This is a genomic window from Bradyrhizobium embrapense (assembly GCF_001189235.2).
GTDB classification, from domain to species: domain Bacteria; phylum Pseudomonadota; class Alphaproteobacteria; order Rhizobiales; family Xanthobacteraceae; genus Bradyrhizobium; species Bradyrhizobium embrapense.
Genome location: NZ_LFIP02000004.1, coordinates 666,412 through 684,140, shown reverse-complemented (window position 1 = coordinate 684,140; position 17,729 = coordinate 666,412). Strand labels below are relative to the sequence as shown.

The 17,729-nt window shown below is 65.4% G+C and carries 16 protein-coding genes; 11 read left to right on the top strand and 5 right to left on the bottom strand.

The window, feature by feature from the left end; translation table 11 throughout:
* Nucleotides 1–70 precede the first annotated feature (70 nt).
* The 5 genes from AKN83_RS22110 to rplQ all read left to right on the top strand — a co-directional run bounded on the left by AKN83_RS22110 (nt 71) and on the right by rplQ (nt 3,711).
* Complete coding sequence (locus tag AKN83_RS22110; RefSeq protein ID WP_050402257.1) at nt 71–958, top strand: adenylate kinase; 888 nt, start codon at nt 71–73, stop codon at nt 956–958.
* Nucleotides 959–1,149: 191 nt separating this feature from the next.
* Complete coding sequence (gene rpsM, locus AKN83_RS22105) at nt 1,150–1,518, top strand: 30S ribosomal protein S13 (RefSeq protein WP_050402258.1); 369 nt, start codon at nt 1,150–1,152, stop codon at nt 1,516–1,518.
* Between the two features lie 114 nt (nt 1,519–1,632).
* Nucleotides 1,633–2,022, top strand: coding sequence for a 30S ribosomal protein S11 (rpsK, locus tag AKN83_RS22100; RefSeq protein ID WP_006021048.1), 390 nt, complete (start codon nt 1,633–1,635; stop codon nt 2,020–2,022).
* Between the two features lie 118 nt (nt 2,023–2,140).
* Complete coding sequence (locus AKN83_RS22095) at nt 2,141–3,172, top strand: DNA-directed RNA polymerase subunit alpha (RefSeq protein ID WP_050402259.1); 1,032 nt, start codon at nt 2,141–2,143, stop codon at nt 3,170–3,172.
* A gap of 122 nt (nt 3,173–3,294) precedes the next feature.
* Nucleotides 3,295–3,711, top strand: a complete 417-nt coding sequence (gene rplQ, locus AKN83_RS22090) for a 50S ribosomal protein L17 (RefSeq protein ID WP_021081645.1) — start codon at nt 3,295–3,297, stop codon at nt 3,709–3,711.
* A gap of 58 nt (nt 3,712–3,769) precedes the next feature.
* Here rplQ and AKN83_RS22085 read toward each other — a convergent pair whose 3' ends face one another.
* Nucleotides 3,770–5,764 carry a methyl-accepting chemotaxis protein gene (locus AKN83_RS22085; protein WP_172803590.1) on the bottom strand — a complete coding sequence of 665 codons (1,995 nt, stop codon included), beginning with the start codon at nt 5,762–5,764 and terminating at the stop codon, nt 3,770–3,772.
* 398 nt (nt 5,765–6,162) lie between these two features.
* On the opposite strand from AKN83_RS22085, the gene AKN83_RS22080 reads away from it, so the two are divergent.
* Nucleotides 6,163–6,957: an SDR family NAD(P)-dependent oxidoreductase gene (locus tag AKN83_RS22080; RefSeq protein ID WP_050402261.1), complete on the top strand. Its 795-nt coding sequence runs from the start codon at nt 6,163–6,165 to the stop codon at nt 6,955–6,957.
* Between the two features lie 6 nt (nt 6,958–6,963).
* The gene (locus AKN83_RS22075) at nt 6,964–7,260 is read left to right on the top strand and encodes a DUF1330 domain-containing protein (RefSeq protein ID WP_050402262.1); all 297 of its coding nucleotides are present in this window, start codon (nt 6,964–6,966) and stop codon (nt 7,258–7,260) included.
* Here AKN83_RS22075 and AKN83_RS22070 read toward each other — a convergent pair.
* The 3 genes from AKN83_RS22070 to AKN83_RS22060 form a co-directional block, all read right to left on the bottom strand.
* Nucleotides 7,257–8,384 carry an Rv3169 family protein gene (locus AKN83_RS22070; RefSeq protein ID WP_050402263.1) on the bottom strand — a complete coding sequence of 376 codons (1,128 nt, stop codon included), beginning with the start codon at nt 8,382–8,384 and terminating at the stop codon, nt 7,257–7,259. The genes AKN83_RS22075 and AKN83_RS22070 overlap by 4 nt on opposite strands.
* Before the next feature lie 21 nt (nt 8,385–8,405).
* Nucleotides 8,406–9,485, bottom strand: a complete 1,080-nt coding sequence (locus tag AKN83_RS22065; protein ID WP_050402264.1) for a phosphotransferase family protein — start codon at nt 9,483–9,485, stop codon at nt 8,406–8,408.
* A gap of 367 nt (nt 9,486–9,852) precedes the next feature.
* Complete coding sequence (locus AKN83_RS22060; protein ID WP_050402265.1) at nt 9,853–10,866, bottom strand: zinc-binding alcohol dehydrogenase family protein; 1,014 nt, start codon at nt 10,864–10,866, stop codon at nt 9,853–9,855.
* Nucleotides 10,867–10,985: 119 nt separating this feature from the next.
* On the opposite strand from AKN83_RS22060, the gene AKN83_RS22055 reads away from it, so the two are divergent.
* Nucleotides 10,986–11,363 (top strand): winged helix-turn-helix transcriptional regulator, encoded by a 378-nt coding sequence (locus AKN83_RS22055; RefSeq protein WP_050402266.1) that lies wholly within the window; start codon nt 10,986–10,988, stop codon nt 11,361–11,363.
* Between the two features lie 155 nt (nt 11,364–11,518).
* Here the strand turns inward: AKN83_RS22055 and AKN83_RS22050 are convergent, their stop codons facing one another.
* A complete protein-coding gene (locus AKN83_RS22050; RefSeq protein ID WP_050402267.1) occupies nt 11,519–13,117 on the bottom strand; it encodes an OprO/OprP family phosphate-selective porin in 1,599 nt (532 codons plus the stop codon).
* Nucleotides 13,118–13,406: 289 nt separating this feature from the next.
* Between AKN83_RS22050 and AKN83_RS22045 the strand changes: the two genes are divergently transcribed.
* The 3 genes from AKN83_RS22045 to AKN83_RS22035 all read left to right on the top strand — a co-directional run bounded on the left by AKN83_RS22045 (nt 13,407) and on the right by AKN83_RS22035 (nt 17,681).
* Nucleotides 13,407–14,819 carry a DegQ family serine endoprotease gene (locus tag AKN83_RS22045; protein WP_050402268.1) on the top strand — a complete coding sequence of 471 codons (1,413 nt, stop codon included), beginning with the start codon at nt 13,407–13,409 and terminating at the stop codon, nt 14,817–14,819.
* Complete coding sequence (locus AKN83_RS22040) at nt 14,816–16,150, top strand: replication-associated recombination protein A (RefSeq protein WP_050402269.1); 1,335 nt, start codon at nt 14,816–14,818, stop codon at nt 16,148–16,150. The genes AKN83_RS22045 and AKN83_RS22040 overlap by 4 nt, the downstream gene beginning before the upstream one ends.
* Before the next feature lie 334 nt (nt 16,151–16,484).
* Nucleotides 16,485–17,681 (top strand): RluA family pseudouridine synthase, encoded by a 1,197-nt coding sequence (locus tag AKN83_RS22035; protein WP_050402270.1) that lies wholly within the window; start codon nt 16,485–16,487, stop codon nt 17,679–17,681.
* Nucleotides 17,682–17,729 lie beyond the last annotated feature (48 nt).

Genomic DNA, 17,729 nt, shown 5'->3' with positions numbered 1-17,729 from the left:
TCGCGGCGCGGCTTCAAACGCAAAACACAGGTGTGCGGAATTCGCCACCTAGCCGGGGGGCGAAACAGATATGAGACTGATCCTTTTGGGGCCGCCGGGCTCGGGCAAGGGAACCCAGGCGCAGCGGCTGGTGCACCGGCATGGCATCGTTCAGCTTTCGACCGGCGAGATGCTGCGTGCCGCAGTTGCCGCGGGCACCCCGGTCGGCTTGCAGGCCAAGGAGATCATGGCCAATGGCGGGCTGGTTCCCGACGAGGTCGTGGTGGGAATCATCGCCGATCGGATCGAGGAGCCTGATGCCAAGAAGGGCTTCATCCTCGACGGCTTCCCGCGCACCGTGCCGCAGGCGGAGGCCCTCGACGAGCTGCTCCGCAAGAAGCACCTCAAGCTCGACGCCGTGGTCGAGCTGCGCGTCAACGAAAGCGCGCTGCTGGCCCGCGTCGAGAAGCGTGCCGAGGAAACCCGCGCGCGCGGCGAGGAAGTCCGCCTCGACGATACGCCGGAAGTGCTGACCAAGCGCCTGGCGCAGTACCGTTCGTTGACGGAGCCGCTGATTCACTATTATTCGGAGCGGCGCAAGCTTCTGACGGTCGATGGCATGATGACCATCGAGCACGTCACCCGCGAGATCAACCGGATCCTGACGGCGCTCGGCGCATTGGAACCGAAGGAGCACGAGGAGGCCAAGAGCGCCTCGAAGGCGTCCAAGACCGCGAGGAAGACGACCAAGGCGGTTAAATCGGCCAAAAAGGCCGCCAAACCGGCCCGCAAGGCCGCGGAGGCGGGTCGCAAGGCTAAAGCTGCCAGGAAGGCTGCCAAGAAAACCGCGAAGCAGCCGGCCAAGAAAGCCGTTAAGAAAGCCGCAAAGCAGGCTGCCCGCGCCGCGAATGCCCGGAAAGGGGCAAAAGCCGCCAAAAAGACAGCAAAAAAGCTCACGAAAAAGCGAGCTAAGCGCTAGGAGCGGTTGACGAAACCGACATGAATCCTTTAATAAGCCCCGCATCCAAGTTGGATAGTTTTATGACGATGCCGGGCCCCGAAGGACATGAGGGGAAGGGCGTCGTGTTCGCGTTTGTGGACACAAGCCCGCAGAGAGCAAGAACTTGAGAAGCCCGTATCCGTGATGGATCGGCGACAGGAGAGAAGTCCGTGGCCCGTATTGCCGGCGTCAACATTCCTACCAACAAGCGCGTCCTGATCGCGCTTCAGTACATCCATGGTATCGGCCAGAAGAATGCGGCCGACATCATCGAGAAGGTCAAGATCCCCGCGGACCGTCGCGTCAACCAGTTGACCGACCAAGAGGTCCTGCAGATCCGCGAAGTCATCGACCGCGACTATCTGGTCGAGGGCGATCTCCGTCGTGAGGTCGGCATCAATATCAAGCGGCTGATGGATCTCGGCTGCTATCGCGGCCTGCGTCATCGCCGCGGTCTGCCGGTGCGCGGCCAGCGCACCCACACCAATGCGCGTACGCGCAAGGGGCCGGCCAAGGCGATCGCCGGCAAGAAGAAGTAAGTTTTGCGAATTGCAGGTGGGGGGTAGCGAATCGAAATTCGCTGCTCGCCATTTGCGTTTTGAGGTGTAGCCGCTGGGACTACGGCGGCGTTGAGATCACAGGAAAGGTTTGAAATGGGCAAGGAAGCCACCCGCGTACGCCGCCGCGAACGCAAGAACATCGCCTCCGGCATCGCGCACGTGAATTCGTCGTTCAACAACACGACCATCACCATCACCGACGCGCAGGGCAACACCATCGCCTGGTCGTCGGCCGGCACGATGGGCTTCAAGGGCTCGCGCAAGTCGACCCCCTATGCCGCGCAGGTCGCGGCCGAAGACGTCTCCAAGAAGGCGCAGGAACACGGTATGCGCACGCTGGAGGTTGAGGTGGCTGGCCCCGGTTCGGGCCGTGAGTCGGCGCTCCGTGCGCTGCAGGCTGCGGGCTTCACCGTCACCTCGATCCGCGACGTGACCACGATCCCGCACAATGGCTGCCGTCCGCGCAAGCGTCGGCGCGTTTGATCTGTGAGTCGCGGGCGGCTTCCGGCCGCCCTGCGATGGTTTTTGGAATTGACCGCGCGGACTGTTCCGCGATCTCCAACGCCAGGTTCGGCCATTCGACGGGCCCTGCGACTGGCACATGGGTGAACAAGTGACGATCCAGAAAAATTGGCAAGAACTCATTCGACCGAACAAGCTGCAGGTGACGCCGGGCTCGGACGCGAGCCGGTTCGCCACCGTGGTCGCCGAGCCGCTCGAGCGCGGCTTCGGCCAGACGCTCGGCAACGCGCTGCGCCGCATCCTGCTGTCGTCGCTGCAGGGCGCGGCGGTGCAGTCGGTGCATATCGACGGTGTGCTCCACGAGTTCTCCTCGATCGCCGGTGTCCGTGAAGACGTCACCGACATCGTCCTCAACATCAAGGACATCTCGATCAAGATGCAGGGCGAAGGCCCGAAGCGCATGGTCGTGAAGAAGCAGGGCCCGGGCGCTGTCACCGCCGGCGACATCCAGACCGTCGGCGACGTCACCGTGCTCAACCCCGACCTGCAGCTCTGCACGCTGGACGACGGCGCCGAGATCCGCATGGAGTTCACGGTCACGACCGGCAAGGGCTATGTCGCCGCCGAGCGCAACCGGCCTGAGGATGCGCCGATCGGCCTGATCCCGGTCGACAGCCTGTTCTCGCCGGTCCGCAAGGTCTCCTACAAGGTCGAGAACACCCGTGAGGGTCAGATCCTCGACTACGACAAGCTGACCATGACGATCGAGACCAACGGCGCGATCACGCCGGAGGACGCGGTGGCCTATGCCGCGCGCATCCTGCAGGATCAGCTCAACGTGTTCGTCAACTTCGAAGAGCCGCGCAAGGAAGTCACGCAGGAGATCATCCCCGATCTCGCGTTCAACCCGGCGTTCCTCAAGAAGGTCGACGAGCTCGAGCTGTCGGTGCGTTCGGCAAACTGCCTGAAGAACGACAATATCGTCTACATCGGCGATCTCGTGCAGAAGTCGGAGGCGGAAATGCTCCGCACCCCGAACTTCGGCCGCAAGTCGCTGAACGAGATCAAGGAAGTGCTGGCCCAGATGGGTCTGCACCTCGGCATGGAAGTGCCGGGCTGGCCGCCGGAGAACATCGACGAGCTCGCCAAGCGCTTCGAGGATCACTACTGATCCGCATCAATCATCATGGCCGGGCTCTCCCGGCCATGATTCTAACGGGCGAACGCAGGCAGCCCACCTGAGCAACATGTCCGACGAACCGTCGCGGCAGATTACAAAGTAGGGAATAGACAATGCGTCACGGCAAGGTTCATCGGAAGCTCAACCGCACCGCCGAGCATCGGCGTGCGATGTTCGCCAACATGGCGGCCGCGCTGATCAAGCACGAGCAGATCGTCACCACGCTGCCGAAGGCCAAGGAACTGCGGCCGATCGTCGAGAAGCTCGTCACCCTCGGCAAGAAGGGCGGTCTCGCCCTGCGCCGCCAGGCGATCTCGGAGCTGCGCGACCAGGATCAGGTCAAGAAGCTGTTCGACACGCTGGCGACCCGCTACAAGGACCGCCAGGGCGGCTACACCCGCATCATCAAGGCCGGCTTCCGCTACGGCGACAACGCGGCGATGGCCGTGATCGAGTTCGTCGACCGCGACGTCGACGCCAAGGGCCAGGACTCCGGTCCCGCCCAGGACAAGGAAGCCGAGGCGGCGTAAGCCGCGCTTGAGCCGAGGTTTTGAAAACGGCGCCTTCGGGCGCCGTTTTTTTGTCGGGCTAGCCCGCGCGGATGGTGGCGATGAAGTTGTCGAGCTCCTGCTTCAGGCGGCTGTTGCCGTCCGACAGCAGCCGCGAGGAGCTCAGCACCTGGGATGAGGCGCTGCCGGTCCTGGATGCGCCGCTCGCCACCTGGCCGATGTTGACCGCCACTTGCGCCGTTCGCTCCGAGGCGATCTGAACGTTCTGCGCGATGCTCCGCGTCGCGCCGCCTTGCGCATCGATCGCTTTGGTGACGTCGGAGGCGATCTGCGAGATGCGCTGGATGGTGCCGGTGATATCGCTGATCGCGCCGGCGGACTCCCGCGTGGCGGCCTGGATATCCGCGATCTGGGCGCGAATGTCCTCGGTGGCGTCCGCGGTCTGCCTGGCGAGCGTCTTGACCTCCTGCGCGACCACGGCGAAGCCGGAGCCGGCCTTGCCGGCCCGTGCGGCCTCGATCGTCGCGTTGAGCGCGAGCAAATTGGTCTGCCGCGCGATGGTTGCGATCAGCTGCACCACGTTGCCGATGCGGTCGGCGGCGGATGCGAGCTGCGCCATCCGCTCGTCGGTCTGCTGCGCCTGCGCGACGGCGTCGCTGGCGATGTCGGCGGATTCGCCGACCCGGCGCCCGATCTCGGAAGCCGATGCCATCATCTGTTCGGTCGCTGCCGCAACCCGCCGGACATTGTCCGAGGCCTCCTCGGAGGCGGCTGCGACATTGGCGGACAGATCCTGCGTGTGATGGGCGGTGTCGCTCAGATCGCGGGCGGAAGCCGCGAGCTCTTCGGACGCCGCCGAAACCGTCGCGATGACGCCGCCGGCGCTGGCCTCGAACGCTGCCGCGAGCCGTGCCAGTTCGGTCTTATGCCGCTCGGCCGTGCGGCGGTCTTCCTCGAGCCGGGCGTCGAGCTCGGCGCGCGCCTTGTCCTGCGCCCTGGTCTTGAAGCGCTCGACCGCCCGCGCCATGCCGCCGATCTCGTCGGTGCGCTCGAGGCCGGGCAGGACGACCTCGAATTGTCCTTCGGCCAATTGCCGCATCGCCGCACTCATCCGGCTGATCAGGCCAGCGACGCGCCGGCCGAACAGAATCGCAGACAGCGTCAGCACGAACGCAACGATCCCGATCAGCCAGCTGAAGGTCTGCCTGAACGCGTCGGCTCTTTGCTGTGCGAGCTCGGCGCGGATGTTGGCGGCGTCAGCGACCTTGACCAGCGCCGGCCGGGTGCGGTCGAAGATCTGCGACAGGTCGTCGAGCTGGTCGTCGAGCGTCTGACGCGAAACCAGGAAACCGGCGAAGGCGAGCTTGTAGGCGCGGGCAAGACCGAGCAGTTCGCCCTTCCGATCCGCCGGCACCGCGGACGCCGCCAGGGCGGTTTCGAACTCGGATTCCCTGTCATTGAGCTGGTCGCCAAACCGTTCCTCGCCGCTCAGCGCAAAATCCTTTTCGAGACGGCGCATCGTCAGCAGGAGCGCGGTCAGCTGCGGCTGATCGACCTGTTGGACCCTCGTTTCGAATTGCTGGACCGCGCTGCGCAGCTTGCCCTGCAAGCCGTCATTCGGATTCAGGCCGAGGATACGCTGGGCGCCGACGATATTCTGGAAGCGCGTCGCATAGAGGTTGATTCCGCTCCGCAGCGAGGTGACTTGCCGGATCGGATCACCGTCGGGCACAGTCGCGGCAAATGCTTCGAGCTGGTCGAGCAAAGCGATCTCGTCGGCGACGCGACCGGAAAGCTTCTTCGCCAGTGCTTCGTCGCGCGACTTCAGGAATCTGGTCGCGATTTGCTGCGTTTCCAGGAAGCCGTCCGAGAGCTCGGACAGCTGGGCCCTGAAGCGCATGCTGTCGTTCGACTCGCGTTGAATACGAGCAGCGTAGTTGAGGCCGCCGAGGCAGGTGACGCTGATGATGGCGACGCCGCCAATCCCGAGCATCGCGATCTGGCTTTTGAGGCTGGGGCGAAATCGTTTCAGGATAAACGCGGCAAGCGGCTTCATCCTGGAGATCACGAACATCTGATGCATTCCTGTCAGTCGCAGGGCTCCGGGCGTCGTTATGAACAGACTGGCGCGTCCGGTTGCCAACACAACAGCCCAGGCACGCCCGGGCTGTTTGCGGCGACGCTTAGCGGCCGCGAATTGACAATGTGTGAAAGCAATCCATGTGGGCGCGATGTTTCATGTGAAGATTGGATGAAGCCCGGCGAGACGATCCATCAACCATGATTGCTCGTGGCAATTTGACCCGCAACGCAAATGCGCACCGTGCTCAATGCGTCATCAGCGCGACATGATTGTCTTTCGCAGCTGCCGGTGCTGAGATGTCGTCCGCACCGCCGCGACGTCGTACTCCGCGGTTGCATCCGCGGGACGCGCATCCAAATATGTCCGGTACGACTGACGGGAGACTTCTCATGAAAATCGATCTTTCCGGAAAGACTGCGCTGGTGACCGGCTCGACGGCAGGTATCGGCAATGCGATCGCAAAGGGACTGGCGGGGACCGGCGCCGATGTCGTCATCAACGGTCGCGGCCAGGCCAAGGTCGATGCGGCGGTTGCCGCGATCGGCAAGGCGGTACCCGGCGCCACGGTCCGCGGCATCGCCGCGGACGTCTCGACAGCGGCCGGTTGCGAAGCGCTGCTTGCGGCGCTGCCGGAGGTCGACATCCTCGTCAACAATGCCGGCATCTTCGAGCCGAAGCCGTTCTTCGACATTCCCGACGCGGACTGGAGCCGCTTCTACGAGGTCAACGTGATGTCGGGCGTACGGCTGTCGCGCGGCTACATGCAGGGCATGCTGAAGCGCAACTGGGGCCGCATCGTCTTCATCTCCTCGGAATCCGGGCTCAACATCCCGACCGAGATGATCCACTACGGCATGACCAAGACCGCACAGCTCGCGATCGCGCGCGGCCTCGCGGAGCTGACCAAGGGCACCGCCGTGACCGTCAACTCGGTGTTGCCCGGACCGACCATGTCGGAGGGCGTCGAAACCTTCGTCAAGGATCTCGCCAGGCAGAACGGCCAGTCGCTCGAGGAGGCGGCTTCCAATTTCGTCAAGCAGCACCGGCCGACCTCGCTGCTGCAGCGCTTTGCCAGCACCGAGGAGATCGCCAACCTCGTGGTCTATGTCTGCTCCAAGCAGGCCTCCGCGACCAACGGCGCCGCGCTGCGCGCCGAGGGTGGCATCGTCAATACGATCGCGTGAGGCGGCATGCCGGCCTATGTGATCTCGGAGGTCGAGATGCGGGATGCTGCCGCGTTCGCGGCCTATCGCACGCAGGCGGCGAAGACCATTGAACAGTACGGCGGCCGTTACGTCGTCCGCGGCGGCGCCGCCGAACTGGTCGAGGGCGGTCCGCCGCCGAACGCGATCGTCATCGTCGAATTTCCGACCATGGCGCGTCTGCGCGAGTGGTACGCGTCACCGGAATATGCCGAGGCGCTCAGGCATCGACAGACGGCATTGGACCGCCGGCTGATCTTCGTCGAAGGCGTGCCGCCAGACTAACCCTTGGCGCCGTCCAGGAACTCGCTGAAGCCGGCCGGACGGTAGGGGCCGAAGCAGATCTGCTCGAGTACCCCAATTCCCGCCCGGTCACCCTGGCGGGCGCGCACCACCTGCTGCACGTGCACGTTCTCGCGGGCCAGCGGGTCGAGCGTTGCAGGATCGAACGTTTCGCCGCCGATCTCGAGCTCGCCCTTCCACATGCCCTGGCCCCATTGCGGATGGCCGTAGCCGAGGCCCTTCATCTGGAATTTGAGGATCGGGTCGAGTGCGATGGTCGTGGTGTGGCCGTCGATGTCGACGAGGTCGATTTCGGCCGATTGCGCGAGCCGCGTGTTCGGCACGTATTTGACGCGGTGCCGCGCGGTCGCCATGCGGCGGTCGAGCCCGTCGACGACGCCGGGGATCTCGGCCTCGCTCCGGTAGAGCGGCGCGGTGATGCCTTCGCGGACCAGCGCTTCGCCATGCGTCCCGTCGAAGAAGATGGCGTGCGAGATGTGGTCGTCCCAGACCAGCGGCGCCCACAGGAAGAACACGCTCGGCAACGGCATCGGCGCGCCGCCGATGTCGCGTTCGCCGACATTGCGAACGCCCCAGGAGCGATCCTTGGTGCCGTAGCAGGTGCGATCGTCGACCTTGATCTCGCCGTCCGGGTGACGCACGATGCCGCTCCAGCGGCCGAACTGGTCGAACCGGGTCGAATCCATCGCGCGGCGGTCGCCCGACCAGAGCGTCTGGCGCGCTTCCTGGATCGCCGCCGTGCGCGCGGAGAAGGTCAGGTCGCAGGAAAGGCCCGTCGCATTGTCGTCGAGCACGACGCGGGTCCGCAGCATCGGCTCGATGACCTCGAGCCTGAACGGGCCGACCTGCATCTCGGTGCGTTCGAGCGGCGCCCGCCGCGAACCGTAGAAGCAATGCTGACGCCCGCCGCGCTCTACGACGCTGAAGGCGCAGTCGAGGATCCTGCGATGCGGGTAGATCGCCATCCCGATGCCGAAATAATACGCGCCGTCGGCGGTGTAGCCATTGAACCAGGTCCGGTCATACACGTTGCGGTCGCTGGTCGCGGGAACCGCGATCGGCTCCGGCGTCTGGTGGATGGGGAAGTCGTCCAGTTTATTGAGCACGCCGATCCCTTTCGATGATCCTCATTCCTGCCAGTATGAAAAACTGCCCTGGTCCAGCGCTTGCGCGCAGGCGCCGCGGGTCATTTTCAGGAACAGTGCATCGCCGCGCTCGGAGCGCTGCACGCTGAGCGCAGAGACGACGCCCATCATGATGCCATGCAGGGTGTAGCGCCGGTAATCCCGCCAGCACTGGTCCCAGCCATAGTCCCGCACGCCGCGGCGGATCAGCTCGGAATGATAGAACCGGACCAGATCGGCTTCATGAAGCCGCCGCTCGATTGGGTCGATTCCGGCCGACAGGAAATAAGCGACGTCGACGAGGCCAGGCCCCACCGTCAGCGTCTGCCAGTCCAGCGTCGCCATCGGGCGGCTGTTGCCGCGCACCTCGAACAGCACGTTGTCGAGCCGGAAGTCTGCATGCTGCAGGGTTCGCGGCACGGATCGATCAGACTGGTAGCGCGGGATCGCGTCCGGAAGCCGGTCGATCAGATCGAGGAATTCCGGCTCGATCACGCCGTGATAGCGCTCCTTGTAGTGATCGATGATGCCGGGCAGCACCGCGCGAAGGTCCTTGCGTCGGCTTGCGGCAACCGTGAAGCAATGCACGGTGTCGAGCGTCGGATCGTTCCATCGCGGTGCATGCAGCGCGGCGGCCTCGCGCATCGCGGTCAGGCAGTCGGTGATCGCGCATCCGGCGAGCTGATCACCCGGGCGTGCGGGTGCCAGATCCTCCAGGATCAGCGTGAAGTCGTCGGTCGCCGGATCGATCTCGGCGAGGATCGGCCGCGGGGTATGAATGGCGACCGTGGCCGCCAGCTCGCGATAGAACGCGACCTCGCGGACATAGAGCGTGTGCGCGGAACCGGAGCGGCGGCTGTCGGGATCCGCTGCGGGGAATTTGCCGACGACGCTCGCGGGTGCGTTCGGTTCATCGCCGTCATAGGTCAGGTGAAATCGATAGCTGTCGCCGACAAGGCCATTGCCGATCGGCTTGCAGACGAGATCGACGACCCTGGCCTGGTCGATCACACCGGCTGCGCGCAGTGCCCGCGTCATCCACTCCGGATCGATCCGCGACGGATCGGCCGTGAGTAAACTCATCGGTTTCCTCCCATCCCCGTGGGCGTCACCACCGTTCCGGCCGCGCGTCTCGCGCGGCCGAATTGAAGACGAGGTGATCGTTGCGCAAATCATACAGGCGATGCCGTGGCTTTGGCAAAGCCATGCATCGGCCAGTGGGGATATCTCGAGAGGTGCGTAGGAAGGTTTAGCTGCTTCTTACCCCGTTGCTGCCGTTTCTTCACAGTTCCTGTGGCGGTAAGCGAATCCAGCCGTCATTGCGAGCGAAGCGAAGCAATCCATCTGCCCGCAAACGCGGTTGGATGGATTGCTTCGTCGCTATCGCTCCTCGCAATGACGACGGAGACAGAACCGTGACGCATTAGGCCCAGTCCCCGCCGCAGTGGAGTTACCAGCCTTCCAGCACGATCTTGCCGCGCGACTTGCCGCTTTCGAGCAGCGCGTGCGCGCGTTTGAGGTTGGCGGCGTTGATGGTGCCGAAGGTCTGGTCGAGCGTGGTGCGCAGCACGCCCTTGTCGATCAGGTCGGCAACGTCATTGAGCAGGTGATGCTGCGCGATCATGTCGGGCGTCTGGAACGAGGAGCGCGTGAACATCGATTCCCAATGCACCGAGACCGCCTTGCCCTTGAACACGGCGACGTTGAATTCGGCGGGATCGTCGATCAGGCCGAACTTGCCCTGCGGCGCGATGAAGTCGGCGATCGACTTGTAGTGCTGGTCGGTAAAGGTGAGGCTGGCGACGAGGCCCACCGGCGGCAGCTTCAATTTCTCGATCTGCTCCTTCATCGGCTGCGAGTGATCGATCACCGCATGCGCGCCGAGATCGCGGCACCACTTCTGGGACTCCGGCCGCGTCGCGGTCGCAACCACCGTCAGCCCGGTGAGGCGGCGCGCCAGCTGGATCAGGATCGAGCCGACGCCGCCGGCGCCGCCGGTGATCAGCAGCGTGCGCGGATCGAGGCTCTTGCCGGGCACCGCGCCGAGCCGATCGAACAGCAGCTCCCAGGCGGTGATCGAGGTCAGGGGCAGGGCGGCGGCCTGCGCAAATGACAGCGAGGTAGGCTTGTTGCCGACGATGCGCTCGTCGACCAGGTGAAATTCCGAATTGGTGCCCTGGCGCTGGATCGAGCCCGCGTAGAACACCTCGTCGCCGGGCTTGAACAGCGAGACGTCGGGCCCGACCGCGTCGACCACGCCGGCCGCGTCGAAGCCGAGGATCTTGTAGCCGCCGTCGGTCGGCGCCGCGCGCTTGCGCACCTTGTAGTCCACCGGGTTGGCCGAGATGGCCTTCACCGCGACTCTGACGTCGCGTCCCTTCGGTTCGGGCTTGGCGATCTCGAAATCGACGAGCGAATCCGCCGCCTCGATCGGCAGCGATTTTTGGTATCCGACGGCCTTCATGCCTGGTCTCCGTGGTGGGCGGTTGCCTGCGGTCTTACCTGTCGCGCTGGCGTCCATTTGGCAAGTACTGTAAAAACAGGGAACTAGTCCCTGTTTGTATACTATTGGGAAAATACCGGATGAAACGGAAGAATTTCGCGCGCCGGCCGGGCTGCGCGGTCGAGGCGGCACTCGACCTGATCGACGGCAAATGGAAGGGCGTGATCCTGTATCACCTGCAAGCCGGCACCCAGCGCTTCGGCGAGCTCAGGCGGCGGATGCCCGGCATCACTCAGCGCATGCTGACCAAGCAACTGCGGGCGCTGGAGGACGACGGCCTCGTGATCCGCAAGGTCTATGCCGAGGTGCCGCCGCGGGTCGAATACACGCTGTCCGAACTCGGCGAGAGCCTGCGTCCGGTGATCGATATTCTGAAAGCCTGGGGCGAGGGCCATCAGGAGCGGCTATCCTGCGCGCCGGCGCCGGACGTCGTGGCGAAGAAGAAGCGCGCGGCCTGATGGGCGTTCGCGCTTCACCTCTCCCGGAGGGAGAGGTCGGATCGCATCGCAAGATGCGATCCGGGTGAGGGATTACGCTCTACCGAGCAAGCGGCACCCCTCACCCGAATTGCTTCGCAATTCGACCTCTCCCCGTTGGGGAGAGGTACATCGCCTCAGAACGCGACCTGCGTGCGCAGCGCGACGGCGTCGAACTTCGAACCGGCATCCACGGGCGAGGTTGCCGAGGCCTGCTTGGCGACGTCGCCGTGCAGGTAGTTCAGCATGAAGCGGACGTTGTTGTTGACGTACCAGTTCAGCGCGGCGGTGTAGACGGTCTGCCGTCCGCCGGCGACGCCGACGGCCTGGCCGACCTGGTCGTTGAGGTTCATCTGGCTGACGCGGCCCGCAATCTCCCACGCGCCCCAGCCGCCGCCGGCGAGCGAGAACGGATCGTGCGGCTTGATACCGCCATAGGAGGCCGTGGCCGGATTGTAGGCGTGGTTCTCGCCGGTCAGCACGTAGCCGACCTGCGCGTATCCGCCGTCGAATTTCAGGCTCGACGCGCCGAACGGCGGCAGCCCGGTATTCGCGGTGCGGTCGACATTGAACCAGTAGTATTCGCCCTGCGCGATGAACGGACCGTAGGTCGCCGCCGCCTCGACGCCGTAGACCTGGGCGCCGGAGACGTTGGCGATCGCACCGGTCGAGATCAGCGTCGTCGGATCGATGCGCAGCTCGGGCCGGTCGCTCAGCGTGAGCGTCTGCGCCTGCGTCAGCTGGTTGCGCGGCGGCTGCACCAGCCATTCGGCATCGGCGCCGATATGCACCGAATAGTCCTTGCCGCTGATCGGATTGCCGGCGACGCGGACCACCGCGCCGTACTGCTCGGATGATCCGGCCGGGGTGACGCTGGAGGCCGAATGAATCTGGCCGGTGGTCGGTCCTGTAGCATAGCCGCCGAGCCAGAGCTGGTCGTTCCACCAGCGGGTGCCGATCGCGGAACGGAAGTCGCCGGCCGCGACGTTCTGCGCGATGATGCCGGCCGAGGCGCGCTCCATGAACAGGATGTCGTTGGAGCTGGTCGATTCGTCCATGGTCCAGAGCAGGTCCATGATGCCGCCTTCGATCGCCATCTTGCCGCCGAACGGCTTCAAGCCGGTGTAGCTCAGATACGCGTTCTCGACGCCCGAGGTGCCGCCGCCCGGAAGCGATCCCGGTGCCGTACCGCCGAAGCCGTCGGACGAGCCGCCGAAGTCATAGATCAGCGCGTAATTCCAGTCGCCGAAGAATTTGCCGACGATGCCGATGCGCGCGCGGCGGAGGTTCTCGCCGCTGTCGAGTTTCTGCGGCGAGGTGGCTGCGGTGTTCGGACGATAGTCGTAGCCGCCGACATCCCAGTGCACGCGGCTCGTGATCGCGACGCAGTTCTGTTCGTCCGCGGTGCAGATCGTCGGCCGGTTGTTCGGCATCGTCACCACGACGCCGGACGGCGCGATCGGTCCCTTGACCGGAATGGCTGCGTTGGCGCTTGCGACGCGGGCGGCCTTGGCGTCCGCCGCCTTCGCGTTCGCATTTGCGCTGGCCGCGGTCGCGGTATTGGCGTTGGTCTGCTTCTGCAGCTTGTCGAGCTTCTGCTCGAGCATCTTCAGCTGCTGCTTCAGCAGCGCGATCTCCGCGTCGCTGCCGCCGCCGGCCGATTGCGAATAGGCCGGCGAGGCGGCGAGTGCCCCCGCAAGCCCGATGGCGATTGCACCAACTCTTGTCGCACCCATTGTCCACCCCGTTGTGTTTGAATTCCCCACTCACTCACTGAAACGTCCTAGGAGCTGATCGTGACTGACGCACGACAGCGCTTCGAGGCATCGCAGTTCCGCTTGTTGTCCGCAGGCAACAGGCGGAGCGGCGCAGTGAGATGACAGTCATCATAGGAGCTCGGCGACGCGGTTCAACGCGGCTGCGGCCGGTTTTGCACCGGTCCGGCGGGGGCCAGTTATCCGCCCCGGCGCCCTTCAATTGCCCGGCGAACACGCCTATATTCCGGCGTTTCCACGAGAGGTGAGAATGCTCCGACCCGTCCGCTGCGCTGCCATATCCGCTCTGTGCACATTGGCTTTCATAGGGAATCTGTCCCCGGCCGCGGCCCAGGACCGCCGCGTGCCGTCCTCGCAGGCCGAGTTGCAGCTGTCCTATGCGCCGATCGTGCAGCGGGTGCAGCCGGCGGTGGTCAATGTCTACGCCGCCAAGGTGGTGCAGAACCGCAATCCGTTCCTGGACGATCCGATCTTCCGCCGCTTCTTCGGCGTCCCGGGACAGCAGCCCGAGCAGATGCAGCGCTCGCTCGGCTCCGGCGTGATGGTCGATGCGTCCGGCCTCGTGGTCACAAACAATCACGTGATCGAGGGCGCCGACCAGGTCAAGGTCTCGCTCGCCGACAAGCGCGAATACGAGGCCGAGATCGTGCTGAAGGACAGTCGCACCGACCTCGCGGTGCTGCGGCTGAAGGGGACCAACAGGGAGAAGTTCGCGACCCTCGACTTCGCCAATTCGGATCAGCTGCAGGTCGGTGACGTCGTGCTCGCGATCGGCAATCCCTTCGGCGTCGGTCAGACCGTGACGCACGGCATCATCTCGGCGCTGGCGCGCACCCAAGTCGGGATCACGGATTATCAATTCTTCATTCAGACCGACGCGGCGATCAATCCGGGCAATTCGGGCGGCGCGCTGGTCGACATGACCGGACGGCTCGCCGGGATCAACACCGCGATCTTCTCGCGCTCCGGCGGCTCGCAAGGCATCGGCTTCGCGATCCCCGCCAACATGGTGCGCGTGGTGGTGGCCTCCGCCAAGAGCGGCGGCAAGGCTGTGAAGCGGCCATGGCTCGGCGCGCGGCTGCAAGCGGTGACGCCGGAGATCGCCGAGACGCTGGGGCTGAAACTGCCGACCGGCGCGCTGGTCGCCAATGTCGCGCCGAACAGCCCGGCGGCGAAGGCCGGGCTCAAATTGTCCGACCTGATCGTCGGGATCGATGGCACGCCGATCGACGATCCCAACGCGTTCGACTACCGCTTCGCGACCCGACCGCTCGGCGGCAACGCCGAGATCGAGGTGCAGCGCGCCGGCAAGCCGGTGAAGCTCACGGTGCCGCTGGAGACCGCGCCCGACACCAACCGCGACGAGATCGTGCTGACCGCGCGTTCGCCGTTCCAGGGTGCCAAGGTCGCCAACATCTCGCCAGCGCTGGCCGATGAGCTGCATCTCGACGCCGGCGCGGAGGGCGTCGTCGTCACCGATCTCGCCGATGACGGCACCGCCGCCAATGTCGGCTTCCAGAAGGGTGACATCATTCTCGCCGTCAACAATGAGAAGATCGTGCGCACGAGCGACCTCGACAAGATATCGAAGGCGGGGTTGCGGGTCTGGCGCATCACGCTGGTGCGCGGCGGCCAGCAGATCAACGTGACACTCGGCGGATGAGTCCCAAGCGACCGCGCGAGGCCAGCAACCTGTTCGCAGCGGCGGGGATGGAGCAGGACGCGCCACACCCGCTGCCGGACCGGCTGCGCCCGCGCACGCTGGCCGATGTCGTCGGCCAGGATCACATCCTCGGCCCCGACGGCGCGCTGACCCGCATGCTGGAGACGCGCACGCTGGGCTCGCTGGTGTTCTGGGGACCGCCCGGCACCGGCAAGACCACGGTGGCGCGGCTGCTCGCCGACGCCACCGAGCTGCATTTCGAGCAGATCTCCGCGGTGTTCTCCGGCGTCGCCGATCTGAAGAAGGCGTTCGATGCCGCGCGGGCCCGGCGCGAGACCGGCAAGGGCACGCTGCTGTTCGTCGACGAGGTGCACAGGTTCAACCGCGCGCAGCAGGATTCCTTCCTGCCCGTGATGGAGGACGGCACGGTGGTGCTGGTCGGCGCCACCACCGAGAACCCGTCGTTCGAGCTCAACGCGGCGCTGCTGTCGCGCGCCCGCGTGCTGGTGTTTCACTCGCTCGATACGGCTGCGATCGAACGGCTGTTTGCCAATGCCGAGAAGATCGAGGGCAGGGCCCTGCCGCTCGATGCCGAGGCGCGCGCCGTGCTGGTGCGGATGGCCGACGGTGACGGCCGCGCCTCGCTGACATTGGCCGAAGAGGTCTGGCGCGCCGCGCGCAAGGGCGAGGTGTTCAACGCCGAGCAGTTGCAGGCCATCCTGCAACGCCGCGCGCCGATCTACGACAAATCGGCCGACGGCCACTACAACCTGATCTCGGCGCTGCATAAATCGGTGCGCGGCTCAGATCCCGATGCTGCGCTGTATTATCTCGCGCGGATGCTCGATGCCGGCGAGGATCCGCTGTTCCTGGCGCGGCGCGTGGTGCGGATGGCGGTCGAGGACATTGGTCTCGCCGATCCGCAGGCACTGGCGGTCTGCAACGCCGCCAAGGATGCCTATGATTTCCTGGGCTCGCCGGAGGGCGAGCTCGCGATCGCGCAAGCCGTGGTCTATCTCGCCACCGCACCGAAATCGAACGCGGTGTACACTGCGTTCGGCGCCGCGATGCAGACCGCAAAGCAGGGCGGCTCGCTGCTGCCGCCGAAGCACATCCTGAATTCGCCGACCAAGCTGATGAAGTCGGAAGGCTATGGCTCCGGCTATCAATACGATCACGACGCGCCCGACGCGTTCTCCGGCCAGGACTATTTCCCGGAAGCGCTGGGACGGCAGACCTTCTACGACCCGCCCGACCGCGGCTTCGAGCGCGAGATCCGCAAGCGGCTGGATTACTGGAACAGGCTGCGCAAGGAGCGCGGCGGGAGCTAGCGCAAGACGAGATCAGCCGTGGCCACAAATAACGCGCGTTGGCGTTCCCGCCTGCGGCGAGGGAAGTTGCAGAAGCCCGCAAATGCCATATGCGATTTGCGTGACTTCGGAATATTAGAAATGTATCCCTGAGTTGCCCGACGTGTCAAGTCGCTTGGTCGAACGCCGACGGCCTCCGGCTACTTTGCATGGGGTTGTTTTCGATATTTTGGCAGCGCCCGCTTGCCGCTTGCGGCCGAACATGGCCGATGTTGCGCCGGATTCGTACCGATTTCGCCGTGACGATTCGCGGCATTTGCGCTACCCACGGGCTTAACTTCGGAGTTGCAACCCCATGAGCCGCCGCGTCAAGAGACCCCTCCGCCCAGCGGGCGACCGCGCCAAAGGCGCGCGTCCCCATCGCGGCCCGGCCGCCGAGCGGGGGCCGGCGCATCGTGCGGGCGGCAAGTCGGCGGCGGTGCGCCTTGGCGACAAGCAGCGGGCGCCCAAGCCATTCGTGCCCGAGCCGGAGGAGCGCGTCGCCGAGCCGCCGGCGCTGCCGACCAAGGTGCAGACCGTGGTGGTGACGGCGGACGAGGACAACATGCGCGTCGACCGCTTCCTCGAGGCGCGTTTCCCCGGCCTGTCGTTTTCCCACATCCAGCGCATCGTTCGGAAGGGCGAGTTGCGCGTCAACGGCAAGCGTGCGGACAGCAAGGACCGGCTCGAAGAAGGGCAGAGCGTCCGCATTCCGCCGCTGCGGCTCGATACGCCGAAGGCGGCCGCGAGCCTCTCCGAAGCCGCCAGGAAGACCCTCCAGGACCTCAAGGACATGACCCTGTTCGAGGACGCCGACGTGATGGTGCTGAACAAGCCCGCAGGCCTGGCGGTTCAGGGCGGCTCCGGCATCACGCGCAATGTCGACGACATGCTGGAGGTGATGCGCGACGCCAAGGGCCAGAAGCCGCGGCTGGTGCACCGGCTCGACCGCGAGACCTCGGGCTGCCTGCTGATCGCCAAGACGCGTTTCGCCGCGACCGCCCTGACCGGCTCGTTCCGGCATCGCTCCGCGCGCAAGATCTATTGGGCGCTGGTCGCCGGCGTGCCGAAGCCGAAGCAGGGCCGGATCTCGACCTATCTCGCCAAGGAGGAGAGCGAAGAGGACAGCATCATGCGGATCGCGGCGCATGGCGACGAGGGCGCCAGCCATGCCGTGACCTACTATGCCGTGGTCGAGGCCTCGGCGACGAAGCTCGCCTGGGTCTCGCTCAAGCCGGTGACCGGCCGCACCCATCAATTGCGCGCCCACATGGCGCATATCGATCACGCCATCGTCGGTGATCCCAAATACTTCAACAAGGAGAACTGGCAGCTGCCGGGCGGCCTGCAGAACCGGCTGCATCTGCTGGCCCGCCGCATCGTGATCCCGCACCCGCGCGGCGGCGTGATCGATGCCACCGCGCCGCTGCCGCCGCACATGCTGCAATCCTGGAATCTGCTCGGGCTCGAGGCCGACCGGTTCGACCCGATCGAGAACGCACCCGAGGAGTGACGGCGGACGCCGCCTCCGAGATCCGTTGCGGACAGCAAGAACGATCAA

Bases quoted from the DNA above. Each gene is read 5' to 3' on its own strand.
- AKN83_RS22050 (WP_050402267.1), bottom strand. From the start codon at position 13,117: ATGGGTGCGACAAGAGTTGGTGCAATCGCCATCGGGCTTGCGGGGGCA.
- AKN83_RS22045 (WP_050402268.1), top strand. From the start codon at position 13,407: ATGCTCCGACCCGTCCGCTGCGCTGCCATATCCGCTCTGTGCACATTG.
- AKN83_RS22035 (WP_050402270.1), top strand. From the start codon at position 16,485: ATGAGCCGCCGCGTCAAGAGACCCCTCCGCCCAGCGGGCGACCGCGCC.
- AKN83_RS22075 (WP_050402262.1), top strand. From the start codon at position 6,964: ATGCCGGCCTATGTGATCTCGGAGGTCGAGATGCGGGATGCTGCCGCG.
- AKN83_RS22085 (WP_172803590.1), bottom strand. From the start codon at position 5,764: ATGTTCGTGATCTCCAGGATGAAGCCGCTTGCCGCGTTTATCCTGAAA.
- AKN83_RS22095 (WP_050402259.1), top strand. From the start codon at position 2,141: ATGGGTGAACAAGTGACGATCCAGAAAAATTGGCAAGAACTCATTCGA.
- AKN83_RS22080 (WP_050402261.1), top strand. From the start codon at position 6,163: ATGAAAATCGATCTTTCCGGAAAGACTGCGCTGGTGACCGGCTCGACG.
- rplQ (WP_021081645.1), top strand. From the start codon at position 3,295: ATGCGTCACGGCAAGGTTCATCGGAAGCTCAACCGCACCGCCGAGCAT.
- AKN83_RS22060 (WP_050402265.1), bottom strand. From the start codon at position 10,866: ATGAAGGCCGTCGGATACCAAAAATCGCTGCCGATCGAGGCGGCGGAT.
- AKN83_RS22040 (WP_050402269.1), top strand. From the start codon at position 14,816: ATGAGTCCCAAGCGACCGCGCGAGGCCAGCAACCTGTTCGCAGCGGCG.
- AKN83_RS22110 (WP_050402257.1), top strand. From the start codon at position 71: ATGAGACTGATCCTTTTGGGGCCGCCGGGCTCGGGCAAGGGAACCCAG.
- AKN83_RS22055 (WP_050402266.1), top strand. From the start codon at position 10,986: ATGAAACGGAAGAATTTCGCGCGCCGGCCGGGCTGCGCGGTCGAGGCG.
- AKN83_RS22065 (WP_050402264.1), bottom strand. From the start codon at position 9,485: ATGAGTTTACTCACGGCCGATCCGTCGCGGATCGATCCGGAGTGGATG.
- rpsK (WP_006021048.1), top strand. From the start codon at position 1,633: ATGGGCAAGGAAGCCACCCGCGTACGCCGCCGCGAACGCAAGAACATC.